This is a genomic window from Cyanobium sp. NIVA-CYA 375 (genome assembly GCF_056108345.1).
In genome coordinates, this window is sequence record NZ_JBSYHW010000055.1 from 1 (window position 1) to 17,100 (window position 17,100).

The 17,100-nt window shown below is 66.7% G+C and carries 20 protein-coding genes; 13 read left to right on the top strand and 7 right to left on the bottom strand.

The features are described from left to right. Positions 1-455 precede the first annotated feature (455 nt). The 3 genes from AC01FP_RS12590 to AC01FP_RS12600 are packed head-to-tail and all read left to right on the top strand — an operon-like array spanning position 456 to position 3,741. Positions 456-2,039 carry a DUF4055 domain-containing protein gene (locus AC01FP_RS12590; protein ID WP_474480661.1) on the top strand — a complete coding sequence of 528 codons (1,584 nt, stop codon included), beginning with the start codon at positions 456-458 and terminating at the stop codon, positions 2,037-2,039. A gap of 16 nt (positions 2,040-2,055) precedes the next feature. After that, complete coding sequence (locus tag AC01FP_RS12595; RefSeq protein WP_474480662.1) at positions 2,056-2,553, top strand: hypothetical protein; 498 nt, start codon at positions 2,056-2,058, stop codon at positions 2,551-2,553. 3 nt (positions 2,554-2,556) lie between these two features. Beyond that, positions 2,557-3,741, top strand: coding sequence for a LysM peptidoglycan-binding domain-containing protein (locus tag AC01FP_RS12600; RefSeq protein ID WP_474480663.1), 1,185 nt, complete (start codon positions 2,557-2,559; stop codon positions 3,739-3,741). A 115-nt stretch (positions 3,742-3,856) separates the two neighbouring features. On the opposite strand, the gene AC01FP_RS12605 is transcribed toward AC01FP_RS12600, so the two are convergent. Beyond that, positions 3,857-4,093, bottom strand: coding sequence for a hypothetical protein (locus AC01FP_RS12605; protein ID WP_474480665.1), 237 nt, complete (start codon positions 4,091-4,093; stop codon positions 3,857-3,859). Positions 4,094-4,204: 111 nt separating this feature from the next. Between AC01FP_RS12605 and AC01FP_RS12610 the strand changes: the two genes are divergently transcribed. Genes AC01FP_RS12610 through AC01FP_RS12635 form a run of 6 tightly spaced genes read left to right on the top strand, consistent with a single transcriptional unit; the run spans position 4,205 to position 8,528 of the window. After that, on the top strand, positions 4,205-5,308 hold the full coding sequence (locus AC01FP_RS12610) for a CobW family GTP-binding protein (protein ID WP_474480667.1): 1,104 nt from the start codon (positions 4,205-4,207) through the stop codon (positions 5,306-5,308). After that, positions 5,305-6,096 carry a GTP-binding protein gene (locus tag AC01FP_RS12615; protein WP_474480669.1) on the top strand — a complete coding sequence of 264 codons (792 nt, stop codon included), beginning with the start codon at positions 5,305-5,307 and terminating at the stop codon, positions 6,094-6,096. The genes AC01FP_RS12610 and AC01FP_RS12615 overlap by 4 nt, the downstream gene beginning before the upstream one ends. Positions 6,097-6,101: 5 nt before the next feature. Then, positions 6,102-6,395 (top strand): metallophosphoesterase family protein, encoded by a 294-nt coding sequence (locus AC01FP_RS12620; RefSeq protein ID WP_474480670.1) that lies wholly within the window; start codon positions 6,102-6,104, stop codon positions 6,393-6,395. Further along, positions 6,302-6,919 carry a metallophosphoesterase family protein gene (locus AC01FP_RS12625; RefSeq protein WP_474480687.1) on the top strand — a complete coding sequence of 206 codons (618 nt, stop codon included), beginning with the start codon at positions 6,302-6,304 and terminating at the stop codon, positions 6,917-6,919. The genes AC01FP_RS12620 and AC01FP_RS12625 overlap by 94 nt, the downstream gene beginning before the upstream one ends. Next, on the top strand, positions 6,919-7,629 hold the full coding sequence (locus tag AC01FP_RS12630; protein WP_474480672.1) for a phosphoesterase: 711 nt from the start codon (positions 6,919-6,921) through the stop codon (positions 7,627-7,629). Before AC01FP_RS12625 ends, AC01FP_RS12630 begins: the two co-directional genes overlap by 1 nt. After that, entirely contained in the window at positions 7,626-8,528 is a 903-nt protein-coding gene (locus tag AC01FP_RS12635; RefSeq protein ID WP_474480673.1) for an alpha/beta hydrolase, read from the top strand. The genes AC01FP_RS12630 and AC01FP_RS12635 overlap by 4 nt, the downstream gene beginning before the upstream one ends. Here AC01FP_RS12635 and AC01FP_RS12640 read toward each other — a convergent pair. The 5 genes from AC01FP_RS12640 to AC01FP_RS12660 form a co-directional block, all read right to left on the bottom strand. Next, positions 8,437-9,330 (bottom strand): metal ABC transporter permease, encoded by an 894-nt coding sequence (locus AC01FP_RS12640; RefSeq protein WP_474480674.1) that lies wholly within the window; start codon positions 9,328-9,330, stop codon positions 8,437-8,439. The two genes, AC01FP_RS12635 and AC01FP_RS12640, sit on opposite strands and share 92 nt — an antisense overlap. After that, positions 9,327-10,109 (bottom strand): metal ABC transporter ATP-binding protein, encoded by a 783-nt coding sequence (locus AC01FP_RS12645; RefSeq protein ID WP_474480676.1) that lies wholly within the window; start codon positions 10,107-10,109, stop codon positions 9,327-9,329. Before AC01FP_RS12645 ends, AC01FP_RS12640 begins: the two co-directional genes overlap by 4 nt. A 21-nt stretch (positions 10,110-10,130) precedes the next feature. Further along, positions 10,131-11,081, bottom strand: a complete 951-nt coding sequence (locus AC01FP_RS12650) for a metal ABC transporter solute-binding protein, Zn/Mn family (RefSeq protein ID WP_474480678.1) — start codon at positions 11,079-11,081, stop codon at positions 10,131-10,133. Between the two features lie 67 nt (positions 11,082-11,148). Next, entirely contained in the window at positions 11,149-12,255 is a 1,107-nt protein-coding gene (locus AC01FP_RS12655) for a WD40 repeat domain-containing protein (protein ID WP_474480679.1), read from the bottom strand. Positions 12,256-12,262: 7 nt separating this feature from the next. After that, positions 12,263-13,246 carry a CobW family GTP-binding protein gene (locus AC01FP_RS12660; protein WP_474480681.1) on the bottom strand — a complete coding sequence of 328 codons (984 nt, stop codon included), beginning with the start codon at positions 13,244-13,246 and terminating at the stop codon, positions 12,263-12,265. Positions 13,247-13,322: 76 nt separating this feature from the next. On the opposite strand from AC01FP_RS12660, the gene AC01FP_RS12665 reads away from it, so the two are divergent. The 4 genes from AC01FP_RS12665 (at position 13,323) to AC01FP_RS12680 (ending at position 16,521) form a co-directional block, all read left to right on the top strand. Beyond that, positions 13,323-13,760 (top strand): Fur family transcriptional regulator, encoded by a 438-nt coding sequence (locus tag AC01FP_RS12665; protein WP_255441574.1) that lies wholly within the window; start codon positions 13,323-13,325, stop codon positions 13,758-13,760. Continuing rightward, entirely contained in the window at positions 13,753-14,940 is a 1,188-nt protein-coding gene (locus AC01FP_RS12670; protein WP_474480683.1) for an FAD/NAD(P)-binding protein, read from the top strand. Before AC01FP_RS12665 ends, AC01FP_RS12670 begins: the two co-directional genes overlap by 8 nt. 324 nt (positions 14,941-15,264) lie before the next feature. After that, a complete protein-coding gene (locus AC01FP_RS12675) occupies positions 15,265-16,224 on the top strand; it encodes a hypothetical protein (RefSeq protein WP_474480684.1) in 960 nt (319 codons plus the stop codon). Positions 16,225-16,245: 21 nt separating this feature from the next. Then, complete coding sequence (locus tag AC01FP_RS12680; RefSeq protein WP_474480685.1) at positions 16,246-16,521, top strand: hypothetical protein; 276 nt, start codon at positions 16,246-16,248, stop codon at positions 16,519-16,521. A 7-nt stretch (positions 16,522-16,528) separates the two neighbouring features. On the opposite strand, the gene AC01FP_RS12685 is transcribed toward AC01FP_RS12680, so the two are convergent. After that, a complete protein-coding gene (locus tag AC01FP_RS12685; protein ID WP_474480686.1) occupies positions 16,529-16,825 on the bottom strand; it encodes a hypothetical protein in 297 nt (98 codons plus the stop codon). Between the last annotated feature and the right edge of the window lie 275 nt (positions 16,826-17,100).

A 17,100-nucleotide genomic window follows, 5' to 3' on the forward strand; every position in this document is an offset into this window, starting at 1 on the left:
GCCGCCTGAATGGCAGCCAAGGAGTGACAACTTTCCTGAAAGTCACCGCGGCAAGGAGTGCGTTGAAATGCATCAGATCACCTTCACACGACCACTGGGATTCCGCCACCTCGCCGAATGACTAGCTGAGCCGCACCGCCGTTCTTGACGAACGTCGTCCGGCTAGCAGGCGGTGATGGGCGGACCCTCGCTAAGAAATGGCCTGGCCTTTCGTGGCCCGCATAAGAACTCGAAGTCATTACGAATAGAAGTTTGGGTCCGCTGCGTTGCAATCAATCCTAGTCAGGGCGCTCATTACTCCTGGTTCTTAAGCGGACCCACATAAGAACCTAAGCCTCGCGGTTTTGTCGACCTGCGTGCCCTGATGCTCTGACCGAAACCATGCAGATCCTGCACAGCCCCTCCTGCCGCCCATTGCTGCCACTGGCAAGAGCTGTGACCACAAGCAGCCGCCAATGCCCACCGCCCGCCGCCGCAGGACAGCCACCCCTAGCAGCCGCTTCTCCCCACCAGAGACGCACCCACCTACCCAGCCCCCCTGGCTGGAGCACCCCACCCTCAGCGGCCTGCGGGATCGCCTACAGCTGGTCTACGATTGCTGGACCCTGCTGGAGCTGCCTGACGGCACCAGCCACCGGCCGGCCTATCTCCCTCGCGGCATCGAGGAGCCCGAGACCTGCTACATCAAGCGGCTGGAGGCGGCTCGCCCCAGTGGTTTCTACCGAGATGCCCTGCGCACCTACGCGGGGATGCTGTCGCGCCTGAGCTGGCAGGAGCTGCCCGACTCCCTGAGCCGGGTGGCCACCGATGTGGACGGCCAGGGCACGGACCTGGGGGTGTTCCTGTTCCTGGCCGACCTGCTCACCCTGCGCGATGGCGGCTGCCTGATTCTGCAGCTGCCGCCCCAGCACCGCTGGCCCTCAGAAGGGGACCGGCTGGAGGCCCTCGCCAAGGGCGATCGGCTCTCGTTGCCGCGGTTGCAGCTGGTGCCCCGCGGCGACCTGCTCAACTGGCGCCTGCCTACCGATGGCGTTACCGGTGCTCCGGCGTCGGGGCCGGTGGAGCTCGTCTGGCGGGAGCCACGCCGGCAGGCCCTGCCGCCCCGCTTTGCCAGCGGCAATGCCGCTGTGCCCACGGTGCTGATCGACGCCCACGGCGGCCTGGTGCCTGACCTGCAGGCCTGGCTCTACCGCAGCCTCACGGTGACGGACGACGGACTGGTGCTGCGCAGCTGGCAGGCCAACCCCAACCCCGGCGCTGCCGATGGCTACGACGTGGTGCCGGTGGGCGAGCCGTCGCTGCTGCCCCAGCGGTTTGATCTGCCGGCCCTCTGGTACTCAGTGGATGGCACTGCCTTTGGCGAGGGCGATCTGCCCCATCTGGGCCTGGCGCACCAGTACCTCAACCACTACCGCTGCCGCAGCGAATACGAGGACCTCTTGTCGCGCACCGCCCTGCCGGTTGGCGTGCGCACGGGCCTGGTGGATGCCTACGGCTTCCGCCGCAGCGACGGCGCTCTCGGTTCAGGTGCTGCCACCGGCGGCGCAGAAGGCCAACGGCCCCAGCGTCTGGTGCTCTCCACCTCCTCCTTCATGGACTTGCCGGAGGGCGCCACGTTCCAGTGGGTCGAAATAGAAGCCCGGTCACTGGCGGAGCACCGGGCCTACCTGCAGCAGCTGGAGGAGGCCATGCGCCGCGACGCCCTGATCCCCGCCGGCGGCCACGGTCCAGCCCGCACCGAGCTGGAGATTTCCCTGACTGCCGGCCAGAGCTTTGCGGTGCTCCAGTCGCTGGCAGGCCAGAAGGCCTCGATGCTCAGCACCCTGCTGCGCCAGTGGACCCGCCTCACCGGCGAAAAGCTCTCCGACACTCCGGCCTGCAGCGTGGAGATCTGCCCGTTGGTGCCGCCGCAACCACCGCGCAAACCCCAGCCCTCGGTGCAGGAGTGGCTGGTGCTGCATGAGCGGGGGGTGATCGACGGCGCCGAGCTGCGCCAGCAGCTGGGGCTGGGCGAGCCCAACGGGGGCAGAGGCAGCTGATCTGGCAAGGGAGGGCATGACCCAGTCCTCCCCACCCACCTGCACCTGGCGTCCCGGTGATGCCGAGGCCTTGCGCATCGCCCTGTCCATCCCGGTGACCAGTGCCGCCCTTGCGGCCCTGAACCGGGAGATGGCCCAGCTGCAGACCCACTACCCCACAGGGGTCTGCACCGCCCAGGGCCACCTCGATGCCATTGCGGCGCTGAATGAGCAGCTGGCCGCACTGACACCGGCAGAGGTGAACAGCCCGGTGCGCAGCCGGCGCAAGGGCGTGGCCGGTGGCGTGGTGCCCAACCCACTGCCATTGAGCAAGTTGGCGGTGGTGGAGTACGCCACCGAGCTGCTGCTGGAGGAAACCGAGAGCGAGTGGAACCCCGCGGGCCCCTCACCGGCGGTGGTGCTGGGGAAACAGCGCAGCCAACACATCGGCCAGCTGGCGCTGCTGCTGCCAAGGCTGCAGAACTGGCGCCAGTGCAACCCGGACCCCTTCCGGGGATCGCTGGTGCGGGGTTGAGCGATGGAGCAGCCCCTCTCACCGCTGAACCAGGGCCTCAATCCCCTGCGGGGTGCGCCGCTGTGGGGGCAACTGGTGGGATCACCTGCCATGTCGCCGGTGATCGACAGCCGGGTGGGTCAGCCCGTTGCTGCGCCCCCTGGGGCCTCGCCCCTGTGGCTGGCGCTGCAGCCCTACGCCAATGCCCGCCTCTGCCTGTTCGAGGTGGACCGGCCCGAGAGCCGCAACCTCATTCCGATCCGCCGGCACGTGATCGACTGCTTTCTCGAGCAGAGCGGCATCGTCAGCGGCTACAACGACACCTCCCTCACCGACCCGGGCGATGTGCTGCTGCGCGGTTATTTGTGCCGCGCGGCGATCCTGCCGGTGAGCACCAGCAACACGTTCGACTGGCTGGCGGCCGCACAGGACTGGGCCACACCCGGCTTCCGCGAGGAGGCGCCACTGCCCTGGGATGCATCCCTGCTGGGCACGGTGCAAGCCCCCTGCCAGGGGGTGATGTGGCTGGGGGATCTGGCCCTGCTGCAACCTGAGGGCGGGCTGCCCAGTGGCGGACGGGCCCAGTTCGCCGGTTGCCAGGTGATGCACTTCGGGGCGGACTACGGGCCCGGTGGCATTGGCCTGTTGGTGCAGCCGCTGCTGGGGGAAGCGATCCAGCTGGTGCTCAGGCCCCACAGCGTGCTGGTGCTCAGGGATGGCGACACCTTGAACCTGATCGCTGAGCGCTACGGCACCACCGTGGCCACCCTGCGGCGGATCAACCCCCAGCTGGAAAGCACCCAGAAGATCATCGCCGTCGAGGGCGACTCCCTGGCGGTGCTGGCCGGTCGCTATGGCACCACCGAAAGCAAGCTGCGCAGCCTCAACCCGGAGCTGCAGCAGAGCGAGGCCTATGTCACCGGCGAAGGTGAGACCTTGACCAGCGTGGCGGCCGACCAGAACCTCAGCCTCTCCCTGCTGCGCCAGTTCAACCCGGAGCTGAGCAGCTGGCCCAGCGAGGAACCGCTGCCGGCTGGCACCACCCTGCTGCTGCCCATCTACCGCTCCACCACGCCCATCCAGCCGGGGATGCAGTTGCTGGTGCCTGGCTACATGCCCTCGACGCCGCTGCCGGCGGGGGAGTGGATTTACCTGCCGGCCAGGCGTTCCGCACCAGTGCTGGATGAGGCGGTGGAACCGCTCGGTTGAACCACGCTGAAGAGATCAGACGCACAGGGACCAGTGCTCGAGATACCTCTGCAGGCGATCCGGTTCAAAGTGCCGCGGTTCAGCAGCAACGGCGAATCGATCAACCACAAGGCGATCAGTGCCTCCCAGACGTATCGATGGAATCCGGTGGTACGGCCGACTGGTCTACGGACTGCTTAGCAAGAAAGTATCTAATCATCTTTTCCATGCCTTTCTGCGTGCGGCCATGGGGCCTGAGGCCCTGCTCGGCCCATGCCCGATCAAGCTCCTGGCGCAGCTCCTCGGAAATCCAGCAGGAGAGCATGACCTTGCCTTCCCGGCTGGAGGTGCAGTGGCGCTCAGGCGCGGACATGGATACGAGTTGTGCACATGCACACACTCTGCCTCAGCAAGGGGGGCTGCTCCGGTTACGTGACCTGCACCGATCGGGCAGAATGAGAACCGTTCTCGCCGATGGTGGTCCATGGATCAGCGGGCCATCCAGGTCCCCGTCACGCTGCTCACCGGCTTCCTCGGCGCCGGCAAGACCACCCTGCTCAACCACATCCTCTGCAACCAGCAGGGCCTGCGCAGCGCCGTGCTGGTCAACGAATTCGGGGAAGTCGGCATCGACCACGAGCTGGTGGTGGCCACCAGCGATTCGATGGTGGAGCTCAGCAACGGCTGCATTTGCTGCTCGATCAACGGGGAACTGCAGGACGCCGTGCATCGCGTGCTGGAGCGCCCGGAGCCGATCGATCTGATCGTGGTGGAAACCACCGGACTGGCTGACCCCCTGCCGGTGGCGCTGACCTTCATGGCTGGCGACCTGCGCGACCGGCTGCGGTTGGATTCGATCATCACCCTGATCGACGCCGAGCACTTCAGCGCCACCGCACTGGAGAGCCCGATCGCCCGCGCCCAGGTGGTGTACGGCGACATCCTGCTGCTCAACAAGGCCGACCTGGTGGATGAGCAGCGCCTTGCCGAGGTGGAAGTGGAACTGCGGGCGATCAAAACAGACGCCCGCATCCTGCGGGCCTGCCGCGGGGAAGTACCGCTGGGTCTGCTACTGAGCGTGGGCTTGTTTGAAAGCGACCGGCTGGCTGCACTGCAGGCCCAGGAAGAGGCCAGGGACGAAGCGCTGATTCACCACAAGGATCAGCTCCCTCGGCATGCAACCGGTCATCCCAGTCATGACCACCAGAACAGCCACCACAGCCATGGCGATGGGCATCACCACCATCACCACGAGCACGACCATGAGCATCACGACCATGCCCATACCCCGGAGCTGGAAGGCTTCAGTTCCGTGAGCCTGGCGGTGCATGCGCCCTTCGATCTTCGCCGCTTCCAGCACTTCCTCGATAACCAGTTGCCCGAATCCGTGTTCCGCGCCAAAGGGGTGCTCTGGTTTCGCGAGAGCAACCGCCGCCATCTGTTTCACCTCTGCGGCAAGCGCTTCACGATCGACGATTCCGACTGGCCTGAGGGCTCAGAGCGCCACACCAAGGTGGTGGCGATCGGCAAAGACCTTGACCAGGCAGTGCTAAGGGCCCAGCTCGAGGCCTGCGTCGTGGCGCCATGAGCCAGACCCTCCTGCTCTCAGGGCCTCCAGGGTGCGGCAAAACCAGCTGGATCCTGAGCCAGATCCAGAGCCATTCGGGCCCATCTGGCTATCTGCGCCTTTCGGGCTATCCCGACGAGGGTCTCGCCCAGGCCAGAGACGGCGGGATTGATCTGGCCTACCTGCAGGACCAGTGCCCGGAGCTGCTGGATCTGGGCGATCCGGATCTGGCCCTGGCTCCCCATCCCGCCGGCCTGCTCGCGCTGATCGAACTGCCCCAATTTCATCCACCTGCGCAGACCGGACTGGCAGGGATGGATCGGCGGATTTTGCCGCAGCTGGAAGCCCTGCACCTCACTCCCGATGTCCATCTGCACTTCGGCCGAGACCCTGAGCTGCCCCGGCACGACACGCTGGACTTCAGCCATCTGCAGGCCTGGAGCCTGAACCTCAACGGCTCCGTCTGGGATCCCGCCAGCCTGAGCAGCTTTTGGTTCGAACTGGTGAACGGTGCTTACGGCGATGTCTACCGCGCCAAGGCCCTGATGAACCTGCCCGATGGCCGGGCCTTCTTTTGCAACTGGATGGTGAGCCGCGAGGGCTCGCAGTTCCTCCCCTTGCAGACGATCGCACCGCCCGACGGTCGCCCGGAGCGCCTGTCGCGCCTGGTCGTGCAGGGCAAGGATCTCGATCCCGCCGCCATCGAGGCCACCCTCGCCGACTGCCTGCTCAGCGATGCGGTGCTGGAGCTGCAGCAGGCACCCCTGCGCCAACGGAAGGCCCCGCCCCATCCATCCCCTGCCGCCTGATCGACATGACCCATGCCGTGATCTCCTGCCTGCACGCCAACCTCGCTGCCCTGGAGGCCGTGCTCGCCGACATCGACCAGCGGGGCATCACCACCATTACCTGCCTGGGGGATCTGGTGGGTTATGGCCCCCAGCCCAATGAGGTGGTGAATCTGGTTCGCGAGCGTGCCATCCCAGCTGCCAGGGCTGCTGGGATGAGGACATCATCGAGGGGCTCAACTCCTGTGAGTGCAGCTACCCCTCTCAGCTGGCGGAACGGCGCGGTCATCAGGCCCATCAATGGACTGCCGAGCAGCTGAGCGAGGAGAACAAGGCCTTCCTCGCCAGCCTGCCGATGTCCTTGCGACGCGATCGGCTGCTGTTTGTGCATGGCAGTCCCAACAGTCAGCACGAATACCTGCTGCCCGACATGGATGCCTTTGCCGCTCTGGAGCGGGTGCAGACGGCCGATGCCGACACCCTGTTCTGCGGCCATACCCACCGCCCCTACGTTCGTGAGCTGCGGGATGGCGTCATCCGTGTGCGCGTGCAGGCGCCGACGGATCCGCAGTCACCAGCCGAGCGGGAGATGGCCTTGCCCGTGCGCCGCATCGTCAACGCCGGCTCTGTGGGTGAGCCGCGCCATGGCAACACCCACGCCACCTATGTGATTCACGACGAGGCCACCGGCAACGTCGAGATCCGCGAAGTGCCTTACGACGTGGAGCGCACCTGCAGGGCGATTGTTGAGGTTGGACTGCCGCCGGTGTTCGCCTGGCGTCTGCGCCATGGCTTTGAGTACGCCGAGCGGGCCGATGACGCCAGCCACGTGTGTGAGCGCTGATGGCACGCTGGGCACTGGTGAGTGGGTTGCAGGGCGACCTTGCGCTCTACGAGGCGATTCAACGGGATCTGCGCCAGCTGGGCCGAGTCGACACCCTGTTTGTGTTGGGTGATCTGATTGGTCCCGATAGGGACGCTAATGCTCTGCTGGCTCGGCTACAGGATCCCCGCCGCGGAGAGCTGGCGCCTCAGTGCATCTACGGCTGGTGGGAAGAGCAGTTGCTCGCCGAACGCGGCTATCGCGGTGAGCGGCGGGCTGACCCTCTGCGTCAGCAGTTCGGCCAGGCCGCCGTGGAGGCGCTGGAGCAGGCCGTTGATCCAGGACATCTGGCCTGGCTAGCAGCCCTGCAGTTCGGCTTCATCGAACTGGATTGCGCCCTGCTGCATGGCAGCTCTGCCGATGTGGGCGACAACCTGGGTCCAGACAGCTCACCGCTGCTGCTGCTGGATCGCCTCACCCGTATGGAGGTGAACCGGTTGTTCACCGCCCGCAGCGGCCAGCAGTTCCGCCTCGAGCTCAGCGGCGGTGGAATTGAATCCCAGGTGCGGGATCTGGAGGGCGAACGGCACCAGCAGCAGAGCGTTCCCCAGCGCCAGGTGATCGGCATCGGGACCGGCATCCACTACACCATTTACGACCCCGGCAGCGATCGCCTCGACTTCCTCGTCGCCGGCAGCAGGCCTCAGCAACGGGCGCGGGGGTTTGCATGACCCCGCAGCTGGGGGGAACGATTGAGACCCTGCAGGTGGACCTGGCCGGGAGACAGCTGCGCCTGGTGCTGGAGCGCCGGGGGCCGGCGGCGGCCCCCCTTTGGCTGCTGCTGCCGGCGCTAAGCACCGTGTCGAGCCGGGGGGAATGGAAACCGTTGGCCGAGGCGGTGGCTGATCAGCGCCAGCAGGTGAGCTTCGACTGGCCCGGTTTCGGTGACAGCGACCGCCCTGCGATGCCCTACGACGCCGCCCTACTGCGCTCGGCGCTGCGGGCGGTGCTTTCCTACCTGCGCACCACCACCCGGCAGCGCCCTACCGTGATCGCCGCCGGCCACAGTGCCTCGGTGGCCCTGGGGCTGGCGAGCGAATGGTCCGGGCTGTGGCAGGAGCTCGTGCTGGTGGCACCGACCTGGCGCGGCCCTCTACCAACAATGACCGGCTGGCCGTCGCAGCGGTTCGGCTGGCTGCGGCGTCTTGTGGCAGCCCCATGGATTGGCCCGGCGCTCTACCAACTCAACACCAGCCGGGCGGTGCTTGGGCTGATGCTGCGGCGTCATGTCTGGGTCGCCCCCGCCCTGCTCACACCGGCGCGGATCCGCGAACAGCAGCTGCTGGCCAGGCGCCCCGGGGCACGCTTCGCCAGTGTGGCGTTCGTGAGCGGCAGCCTGGATCCTTCAACCGAGCAGGGCTGGTGGTTGCAGCAGGCGCGCCTGCTCCAATGTCCGCTGCAGGTGGTGGTGGCTTCTGAGTCTCCACCACGCTCCAAAAAAGAGATGGAGGCCCTGGCATGGGAGGCGGCTGATCAGCTCAGCGTGATTCCAGGACGTCTTGGTCTCCACCAGGAATTTGGAGCCCTGCTGGCCCGGCAGTTAGTGGAGAGCGACGCGTCGTTTGGCTGATCACCAGCGCCAACAGGAAGCCCGTAAATTGCACGATCACCACGCAGGGCCCGGAGGGCAAGTTGGTGAGGCCTGAACCCAACAGGCCCAGCAGGGCACAGCCACCGCCGAGGCAGGCGGAGATGAGGGCATAGAGCGGGAAGTGGCGACTCACCAACCGCCCCCCGCAGGCCGGAATCACCACGAAGGCGCTGATCAGCAGCACCCCCACCGCCTTGATCGACACCGCCACCACCACCGCCAGCAGCACGATGAAAGCCAGGCGGTGTCGGCTGGCTCCCACACCGAAGGCTCCGGCCAGGTCGCTGTTGAGCGTCAGCAGCACCTGGGCGCGCAGGCTGAGGGCGAGATAGATCAAGGCGCCGAGCAACAGCACAGCGATCACGGTCAGATCGCTCCAGCTGATGCCGAGGATGTCGCCGAACAGCAGCTGCTGGATGCCGCCGCGGTAGGTCTCCACCAGGCTCAGGGCCACCACCGCAAAAGCGAGAGAGGTGGAATAGACGATGTTGAGCAGGGCGTCCGCCGGCAGACCGCTGCGGGCCACCAGCTGATTCACCAGCAGGGCGAACAGCACCGCGAAAGGGATCAGCACCAGGGTGGGATTGATCCCCAGCAGGATGCCCAGGCTGATGCCCAGCAGAGCGGAATGGCCCAGGGCATCACTGAAGAACGAGAGCTGGCGCAACACCGCGAAACTGCCCAGCAGCCCGCCCAGGGCGCCGGTGAGCAGGCCACCGAGCAGGGCCCGCTGCATGAACGGCTCGGCCAGAACGGACCGGATGGCTGTCAGGTCCGTCATGGGCGCTGAGCACCGGCGTGGTTGTGCTGATGCCGGTAGGGCACCACGTTGGGCCCGTAGAGCTCCAGCAAGCGGTCGGGGCTGAGGGCGTGATCAGGGCTGCCGCTGCAGCGCAGACGGCGGTTGAGGCAGAGCACCTGATCGCAGCTGCGCCGCACCATCTCCAGATCGTGGGACACCTGCAGCACGGTCCAGCCCTCCTGGCGGCGCAGCTCCAGCAGCAGCTGATGGAACTGCTCGGTCGACGGCACATCCAGGCCTGCCTGGGCCTCATCCAGCACCAGCAAACGCCGGGGACGCACCACACAGAACGCCAGCAGCACCCGCTTGAGCTGGCCACCGGAGAGTTCACTCAGGAGGCGATCGCCAAGATCGGCGCAGCCCGTGCGCTGCAGGGCCTGCTGGATCGCCTGACGGCGGCCGCGGCTGCCACCAGCCAGCCAGGCCAGGTTCAGGCCCGGCAGATCAAAGCCAAACCCAACAAACTCATTCACTGACAGGGGGAAACGGCCCTGCAAGGCCAGGGTCTGGGGCAGGTAGGCGATCTGGGAACGAACCGAGCGTGGAAGCTCTCCGGCAGGACCGAGTTCCTGGCCCAGGATCCGGACCGAACCGCCCGACCTGGGCAACAGCCCCAGCAAAGCCGCCACCAGGGTGCTCTTGCCTGCGCCGTTGGGCCCCACCAGGGCGGTGTCGGTCTCTGGGGCCAGGGAGAAGCTGACCCCATCAACCGCCAGCAGGCCGTCGCGCAGAACGCTCAGGTTCTGCACCTGCGCCATCGGAGGCGATCCCATCAGCTCTCAACCTCCAAAGGCCTGGATCAGATCGGCTGTGTTGCGCCGCATGATTTGGAGATAGGTTCCAGGGTCCTTGGAGGATTCCAAACTGCCGGTCTCTAGTGGGTCAAACACACTGATCTTGACCCCAAGATCCTTCGCCAGGGTGTTGAACGAGCGCTGGCCTTCCTGCGGTTCGCTCAGCAGCGCCTTGAGCTGGGTTGTCCTCACCTCAGCCGCCACCCGCTGCAGATCGGCCGGGTTGGGGTTCAGTTCCGGCACATCCACCAGGAACTCGGCCTTGAGGCCATAGCGATCAGCGAAGTATGGGGCGAAATCGTGGAAGGCGATGAAGGTTTTGCCGCTGTAGGGCTTGAGCTTGCCTGCGATCTCGCTGTTCAGTTGCCGCAGCTGGGTGATGTACGCGGCTGCATTGCGCTTGTAACCCTCAGCGCAGCTGGGGTCAGCCTTGATCAGCCCGTCGCGGATGGTTTCCACCTGCTGCACGGCCCGCAGTGGATCCAGCCAGATGTGGGGGTTCACCGCCCCATGGGCATGTCCATGGACCTCGTCCTCTCCATGCTCATGGCCGTGTTCCGCTTCTTCTTCTGGCGAGTCGATGGTGGTGATGCCGCGGCTGGAATCAATCACAGCCAGCTTGCTGTTGCCAGCCGAGGCCACCAGCTTGTCCAGAAAGCCCTCCATCTCCAGCCCGTTTTTGACGAGCACGCGGGCCTGGCGCAGCGCCGCCAGATCTCCTGGCTTGGCCTGGAAGTCGTGGGGACCTGTGCTCGGCGGAATCAGGGCGGTGACCGTGGCGCAGTCGCCCGCCACGGCGCGGGTGAACAGGGTGATCGGCAGGAAGGTGGTGACCACCTTGAAGGCCTTGCCCGCCGTGGTATCAGGGGGCTCCGGGCGGGGTGCACCGCAGGCGGCCAACAGCAGGACCCCGATCAGCCCCCCGGTCCGCTTCAACAGGGCTTGGAGCCCGGCAGGCAATCGCATCCGAAGCTTCCTAGCGAGAATGATTCTCATTCTATAGCTAAGCCTTGAAGCCGGCCCCTGCGCGCTGGTTCTGCCGCTCGCGCGGCGGAACCTTCACCGGCCACAGCCACCAACGCCCGTTGGCATCACCGGCCGCCAGGTGGCGGCCATCCGGACGCCAGGCCAGGGCATTGAAAGCGCTGCCCTGGCCCTCAAGCGGCTGCAGCATCCGGCCTCGACCATCCCAGAGCGCCACGCTGCCGTCGCTGGAGGCACTGGCCAGCAGGGTGCTGCCGGGTGCAAAGGCCAGTGCATTGACGCGTTTTTCGTGCCACAGCAACGGTTCGGGCTGCCAGGCCTTGGGACCCTGCTTTACCTGTGTCCACAGGATCACGGCCTCTGCGGCGGCGCTGGCCAGCAGCGGGGCCAGGCGGCCGGGCTGCTCACTCCAGGCCAGCTGGCGCACCTTGGCGGGGAAACCGCTGAATTGCCAGGGCTGGCCGTGGCAGCCCTGGGGCCACACCAGCAGGGAGCGATCCAGCATGCCGCAGGCCAGATGGTGGCCCGGCCCTGAAAAGGCCAGGGCCAGGCCGGCCGAGGCGATCGGGTTGCGCAGCGGCGGATCGGCCGGCGTGCTCAGGCATGGCTGCCACAGCACCAGTTCACCGTGGCAGCTGGCGGCCAGCTGAACGCCATCAGCGCTCCAGGCGAGGGCCTGAATGGTGCCGGGCAACTCCAGCGGTGGCTGGCGCCACTGGCGGCTGGCCCCGTCCCAGAGCCGCAGCTCACGCCCGGCAGCCACCGCCAGGAGCAGGCCACCCGGCTGCCAGGCCGCCGCATCAATCCAGCCGCCGCCCAACGGGATGGGATCCATGGCCAGCGGGCGCACCCCGGTGCCGCCCAGCTCCCAGAGCAGCAGCTCGCCGTCCTGGCCAGCGGCCATCAGGAACTGGCCATCGCTGCTGAAGCCCACCACATCGAGGCTGCTGTCGCGGTCGCCGCGCAGGAGTTCCTCACAGCCGGCGAGGAAATCGAGCAGAAGCAATTCACCACCGGCGCTGGCGATCGTCAGAAACTCTCCGTCGGCCGACCAGGCCAGGGCCGAGATCGGCTGCTGCAGATCACCGCAGAGCCGTTCGCTCACCAGTGGGGCCGGGGGTGCCACCGACAGCTCAGGCCACACAGGCCAGGAAGCCGGCTCGCAGGGCCTCGGCATCGAGATCACGGCCGATGATCACCAACTCGGTGCGGCGCAGCTCCGCGGGCTTCCAGGGGCGATCGAAATCGCCATCCAGCAGCATGTGCACTGACTGGAACACGTAGCGACGCGCTTCTCCCTGGAGCTGGATGATGCCCTTCATCCGGAACAGATCCGGGCCGCGCTCGGCTACCAGATCCGACAGCCAGCGCCCCAGCTTCTCAAGGTCCATCGGCCGTTCTTCCACTAAGGCCACCGAGCCCACGGCATCGTCGTGCTCATGGGCGTGCTCGTCCACCAAAAAGCCCGGATCGAGGCTCAGGGCCCGCTCCAGCTCGAAGGCTTCCACCCCCAGCAGCTCCTGCATCGGCACATCCGCGTTGTGGCTGGTGAGCAGGCGAGCCACGGGGTTGATGGCACGCACCCGCCGCTCGATGGCGTCACGCTCAGCGTCGCTCACGAGATCACTTTTGTTGAGCACCAGCACATCGGCAAAGGCCAGCTGCTCCTGCACCTCTTCTGTATCCCAGTGCTGCTCCACGTGTTTGAGGTCCACCAGGGTGACCACGGCATCGAGGCGCAGCTCATCGCGCAGGTCTTCATCGACGAAGAACGTCTGGATGACCGGCGCCGGATCGGCCAGGCCGGTGGTTTCAATCACCAGGTGATCGAAGCGATCGCGCCGCTTCATCAGGTTGCCGATGATGCGGATGAGATCGCCGCGCACGGTGCAGCAGATGCAGCCGTTGTTCATCTCGAAGATCTCCTCATCGGCATCCACCACCAGCTGGTTATCGATGCCCACCTCCCCGAATTCATTCACGATGACCGCCACCTTGAGGCCGTGCTCATGGGTGAGGATCCGGTTGAGCAATGTGGTCTTGCCGGCACCGAGGTAACCGGTGAGCACGGTCACCGGCAGGCGCTCGGTGGCGGGAACAGGGCTGGAGAAGGCCATGGCCGGAGGGGAGCCGAAGCCCCGTATGCTGAGAATGGTTCTCGTTTTAGGAGGTTGCGCACCTGGCGGTCCGCCCATGGCTCCACACGCCCATCCCACCGATCCCAGCGACATGCCCCTGGGGCCCCGGCAGCGGGCCCTGCTGGCCGTGCTCCAGGCGGCGGATGCCGAGCTCAGCGGCCAGGAGCTGCATGAACGGCTCAAGCAGGCGTCGCAGCGGCATGGCCTGGCCACCGTGTACCGGAACCTGCGACTCCTCCAACGCTCTGGTCTGGTGCGCTGCCGCAAGTTGACCAATGGGGAGAGCGTCTATGCCCCGCTGGAGCGCGATGACCATCACCTCACCTGCGTGAGCTGCGGCCACAGCGAACCGTTGCCAATCTGCCCGGTGGCAACGGGTGGTCTCGGCCTGACGAAGGTCTTGCTGCAGGGATTCAAGCCGCTGTTTCACACCTTCGAGATTCACGGCCTCTGCCGTTCCTGCCAGCAGAGCGAGCCGTTGGCCCATGGCTGACATCGTGATTGTCGGGGCCGGGCCCCAGGCTCTCACCCTCAGTTGTCTCCTGCTCCAGAAACGACCGAGGCTGCAGCGACGCCTGCGGATCGTTGACCCCAGCGGCCGCTGGCTGAGCCGCTGGCAGCGGCAGATGGACCAGTACGAGATTCCCTGGCTGCGCTCCCCCTCACCCCATCACCCCCATCCGAACGCCCATGCCCTGCGGCAGTTTGCGCAGTCCCGGCAGCGCAGCCGTCAGCTGGAGGGCCCCTATGGCCTCCCCCACACCGATCTGTTCGGGGACTTCTGCCGCCAGGTCATCAGCGAATACCAGCTGACTGAGGGCGTACGGGCCGCGAGCGTGGAGCGCATCCGGCTTCCCAAGGTGGGAGGCGGCTCGATGGAGCTGGCACTCAGCAATGCCACCACCGTGGCCGCCTGCCGGTTGGTGATTGCCACGGGGAGCGGCACACCTCAGATGCCCGCCTGGGTCGGGGAGATCGCAGGCGACCCTCCGCTAGACGCGCTGCTGCACAGCGACAGGATCCATCTCCCGTCGCTGTACTCACTGCAGGGCCAACGGATCCTGATCGTGGGCGGCGGGCTCACCAGCGCCCATCTGGCCCTGGGCGCGCTCCGGCGGGGTGCGCTGGTGCATCTGCTCTGTCGGCGGACCCTGAAGCACAAACCCTTCGATGCCGATCCGGGCTGGCTTGGGCCCAAATACCTCAAGGCCTTTCATGCCGAACCCTGCATGCGGCGGCGTCAGCGGCAGGTGCTGGAGGCCCGCGACGGAGGCTCCATCACGCCGGAGACGGCCGCCCAGCTGAGGCTGGCCCAGCGCGCAGGGGCGCTGCAGCTCCACGAACACTGCGAGGTGCGTTCCGCCCGATGGTGCCCGGACCACTGGTCTGTGCGCTGCACGGATGGCCATGGACTTGATGTCGATCGGATCTGGCTCGCCACAGGGGACCGCCAGGGCGTCAGCCAGCACCCACTGTTGCGACAGGTACAGGAGCAGCGTCCGATCGACTTGGTCAACGACTGGCCCGTGCTGGACTCCGACCTGCGCTGGCCAGGCAGCGCCGTGCACGTGATGGGTGCTCTCTGTGCCCTGCAGATCGGCCCCGCTGCCCGGAATCTGTTCGGCGGGCGGGAGGCAGCCCAGCGCATCTGCCGGGCTGTGATCAAACAGTGATCAGCGCCAACCAGCAGTGAAAAGCCCCGGGGGCCCGCAGGCCCACCGGGACAAGGGGCCGGAGCCCCCTGGCGGTTCAGAGCACCGCCACGGTGCCGAGGTGCCAGGGGGCTGAACCCATGACAGCCCGGTCGTTGGTCCCGTTCCCGGTGAATCGGTGGTCTGCCAGATCCGGTGGCTCTGGTGAGGCTTCTACAGGCGGTCGCGACCAGCAGAACAGCAGGGCCCCCGGGGGAGCCCCCCCGGCTGGACTCCCTTAATGGCAATAGGAGATGCGAGCTCAGCCCGGACGGGGCGCTTGCAGCACCACAGCCGTGATGGGTGATGCCCTCCTCTATCTTCTCTCAGTCCAGCCGCTCGAGCAGCGGTAGCGCTCCAGCGCCCCTGGCCCCTGCTGCCCCCTGGCAGCAGCACAGCCAGCTCCAGCAGCAACCCAACCAGGGGCCAGCTGGCTCCAGCGCCCTAGCTGGCGCTGACCCTGATCCCCTCGACCCCGACGAGGACGACCTTGGCGGCATCGATCTGGGGAGCAGCGACGACAACCTCGATCCCGCTGCCCCTCCCGATTCCAGCAGCGGCCCCGGCGGCAGCGACAACGACGACCCCCCTGCCGCTGCTTCCAGCAGTGCTGATCCCCTGCGGGCTGAACGGCGCCGCAGCAACCAGCTGGAGAAGGAGCTGCGCAAGGCCCGTGCCCAGCTGTCGCGCTTCTCGGAGATCAACCCGGACGAGTACGCCCGGCTGCAGGACGCCGAGCGCAAGCGCGAGGAGTTCGAGCGCCAGGTGGGCGAGCGCGAGCGCCAGCTCAATGAGGCCAACCTGCGCCGCGTGCGCAGCGTCGAAAAGGAACGGGACGAGGCCCGCTCCCAGGTGCAGAACCTGCGTAAGGAGCGCTTGATGGAGCGCCTGTTCTCCGAGGCTGAGGGCCGCGTCGGTGGCGATGAGCGGGGCACCTTCTTTGACACCTTCGTGACGCTCTGCGGCGGTCACTTTCAGCTGGCGGAGGTGGATGGCCGCGAGCGGCTGGTGCCGGTGGACGGCAAGGGCCAGCCCCTCACCGCCGATGGCGTGGCTCTCAGCGATTGCGACTACATTGAGGAGCTGCGCCGCCACCCGGTGTACAGCTTCCTGTTCCAGCAGCGCAGTGGCCTCTATTCCGCTGCTGTGCCGGAGACCGGTCACGAGCACGGGGGAGCCGTGAACCTGCAGACCCTGAGCACCGCTGAGCTCTATCTGGAGGCCGTCAAGGGCACCACGCCCAGGGCGGCTGCACCGCGGCGCTGATCAGCCAGCCGGGAGGGAGCGATGGCCTGGTATCTGGTGTTCTGGCGCAACCGATCGACCGCAACGGTGGTGCCGGCCGGCAGCGCATCCCAGGCCCGCTCCCGTGCCCAGCGCCGACACAAGAGGGGCTATGGGGTGATCGTGGCCGCCCGCCGCGCCAATGCCCAGGACAGCCGGCTGATTCGCCGCGGTGTCTGGGTGCGGCGGCGCCGCGATGACAGCAGCCCTCAGTTCGGCACTGCTCGCTCCAAAGCCCGGGCACGGCGGCAACGCAGCAGCTACCGCCACTGGTTGTGAGCGAGCCTCACCGCCCGCGCCTGATGGCGCGCACGGCCTGCAGGGCCTTCATCTCCTCGGCGGCCATGGTGGCGGCCCGCTTGAGCCGGCCGGGATCACGGCGGATCTCCTCGGCCTGCCGCAGGGTGCGCAGGTCGCTCTCGGCCCGCCAGCGGGCTTCCTCCTGGGCCAGCTTCTTTCGCTCGGCCGCACTGATGCCCGGCAGCGGGGGAGCGGCAGCTGGTGCGCTGCTGCCTCTTGGGGTGCGCCGCGGTTTGCTTGTGCTGGTTTTGTCGGTGCCGGTCTTGGGGGTGCGGGTGGCCATGGTTTTATGGGTCTACACCATCTGTTGCCAGCTATTACATGCAAAGACCAAGGCACATTGGTGGCGACAATGAAATTAGCCCAGGCATAACTGATAGGCATACGCAGGTATCGAAATGCCCGCGATAAATCAGTCAGTGTCCTTGCGCGACCCTGAGAATAGATGCTTGCGGTACTGGTGGGCGGATGCTGCGTTCGAGAGGGACGGCATAATCCTTTCGCGCGTAATGTCAAGGTCAAATAGTAAGCGCAATAACTCGCTTGATTCTGACGCGG

Bases quoted from the DNA above. Each gene is read 5' to 3' on its own strand.
- AC01FP_RS12590 (WP_474480661.1), top strand. From the start codon at position 456: ATGCCCACCGCCCGCCGCCGCAGGACAGCCACCCCTAGCAGCCGCTTC.
- AC01FP_RS12595 (WP_474480662.1), top strand. From the start codon at position 2,056: ATGACCCAGTCCTCCCCACCCACCTGCACCTGGCGTCCCGGTGATGCC.
- AC01FP_RS12600 (WP_474480663.1), top strand. From the start codon at position 2,557: ATGGAGCAGCCCCTCTCACCGCTGAACCAGGGCCTCAATCCCCTGCGG.
- AC01FP_RS12605 (WP_474480665.1), bottom strand. From the start codon at position 4,093: ATGTCCGCGCCTGAGCGCCACTGCACCTCCAGCCGGGAAGGCAAGGTC.
- AC01FP_RS12610 (WP_474480667.1), top strand. From the start codon at position 4,205: ATGGATCAGCGGGCCATCCAGGTCCCCGTCACGCTGCTCACCGGCTTC.
- AC01FP_RS12615 (WP_474480669.1), top strand. From the start codon at position 5,305: ATGAGCCAGACCCTCCTGCTCTCAGGGCCTCCAGGGTGCGGCAAAACC.
- AC01FP_RS12620 (WP_474480670.1), top strand. From the start codon at position 6,102: ATGACCCATGCCGTGATCTCCTGCCTGCACGCCAACCTCGCTGCCCTG.
- AC01FP_RS12630 (WP_474480672.1), top strand. From the start codon at position 6,919: ATGGCACGCTGGGCACTGGTGAGTGGGTTGCAGGGCGACCTTGCGCTC.
- AC01FP_RS12635 (WP_474480673.1), top strand. From the start codon at position 7,626: ATGACCCCGCAGCTGGGGGGAACGATTGAGACCCTGCAGGTGGACCTG.
- AC01FP_RS12640 (WP_474480674.1), bottom strand. From the start codon at position 9,330: ATGACGGACCTGACAGCCATCCGGTCCGTTCTGGCCGAGCCGTTCATG.
- AC01FP_RS12645 (WP_474480676.1), bottom strand. From the start codon at position 10,109: ATGGCGCAGGTGCAGAACCTGAGCGTTCTGCGCGACGGCCTGCTGGCG.
- AC01FP_RS12660 (WP_474480681.1), bottom strand. From the start codon at position 13,246: ATGGCCTTCTCCAGCCCTGTTCCCGCCACCGAGCGCCTGCCGGTGACC.
- AC01FP_RS12665 (WP_255441574.1), top strand. From the start codon at position 13,323: ATGGCTCCACACGCCCATCCCACCGATCCCAGCGACATGCCCCTGGGG.
- AC01FP_RS12670 (WP_474480683.1), top strand. From the start codon at position 13,753: ATGGCTGACATCGTGATTGTCGGGGCCGGGCCCCAGGCTCTCACCCTC.
- AC01FP_RS12675 (WP_474480684.1), top strand. From the start codon at position 15,265: ATGCCCTCCTCTATCTTCTCTCAGTCCAGCCGCTCGAGCAGCGGTAGC.
- AC01FP_RS12680 (WP_474480685.1), top strand. From the start codon at position 16,246: ATGGCCTGGTATCTGGTGTTCTGGCGCAACCGATCGACCGCAACGGTG.
- AC01FP_RS12685 (WP_474480686.1), bottom strand. From the start codon at position 16,825: ATGGCCACCCGCACCCCCAAGACCGGCACCGACAAAACCAGCACAAGC.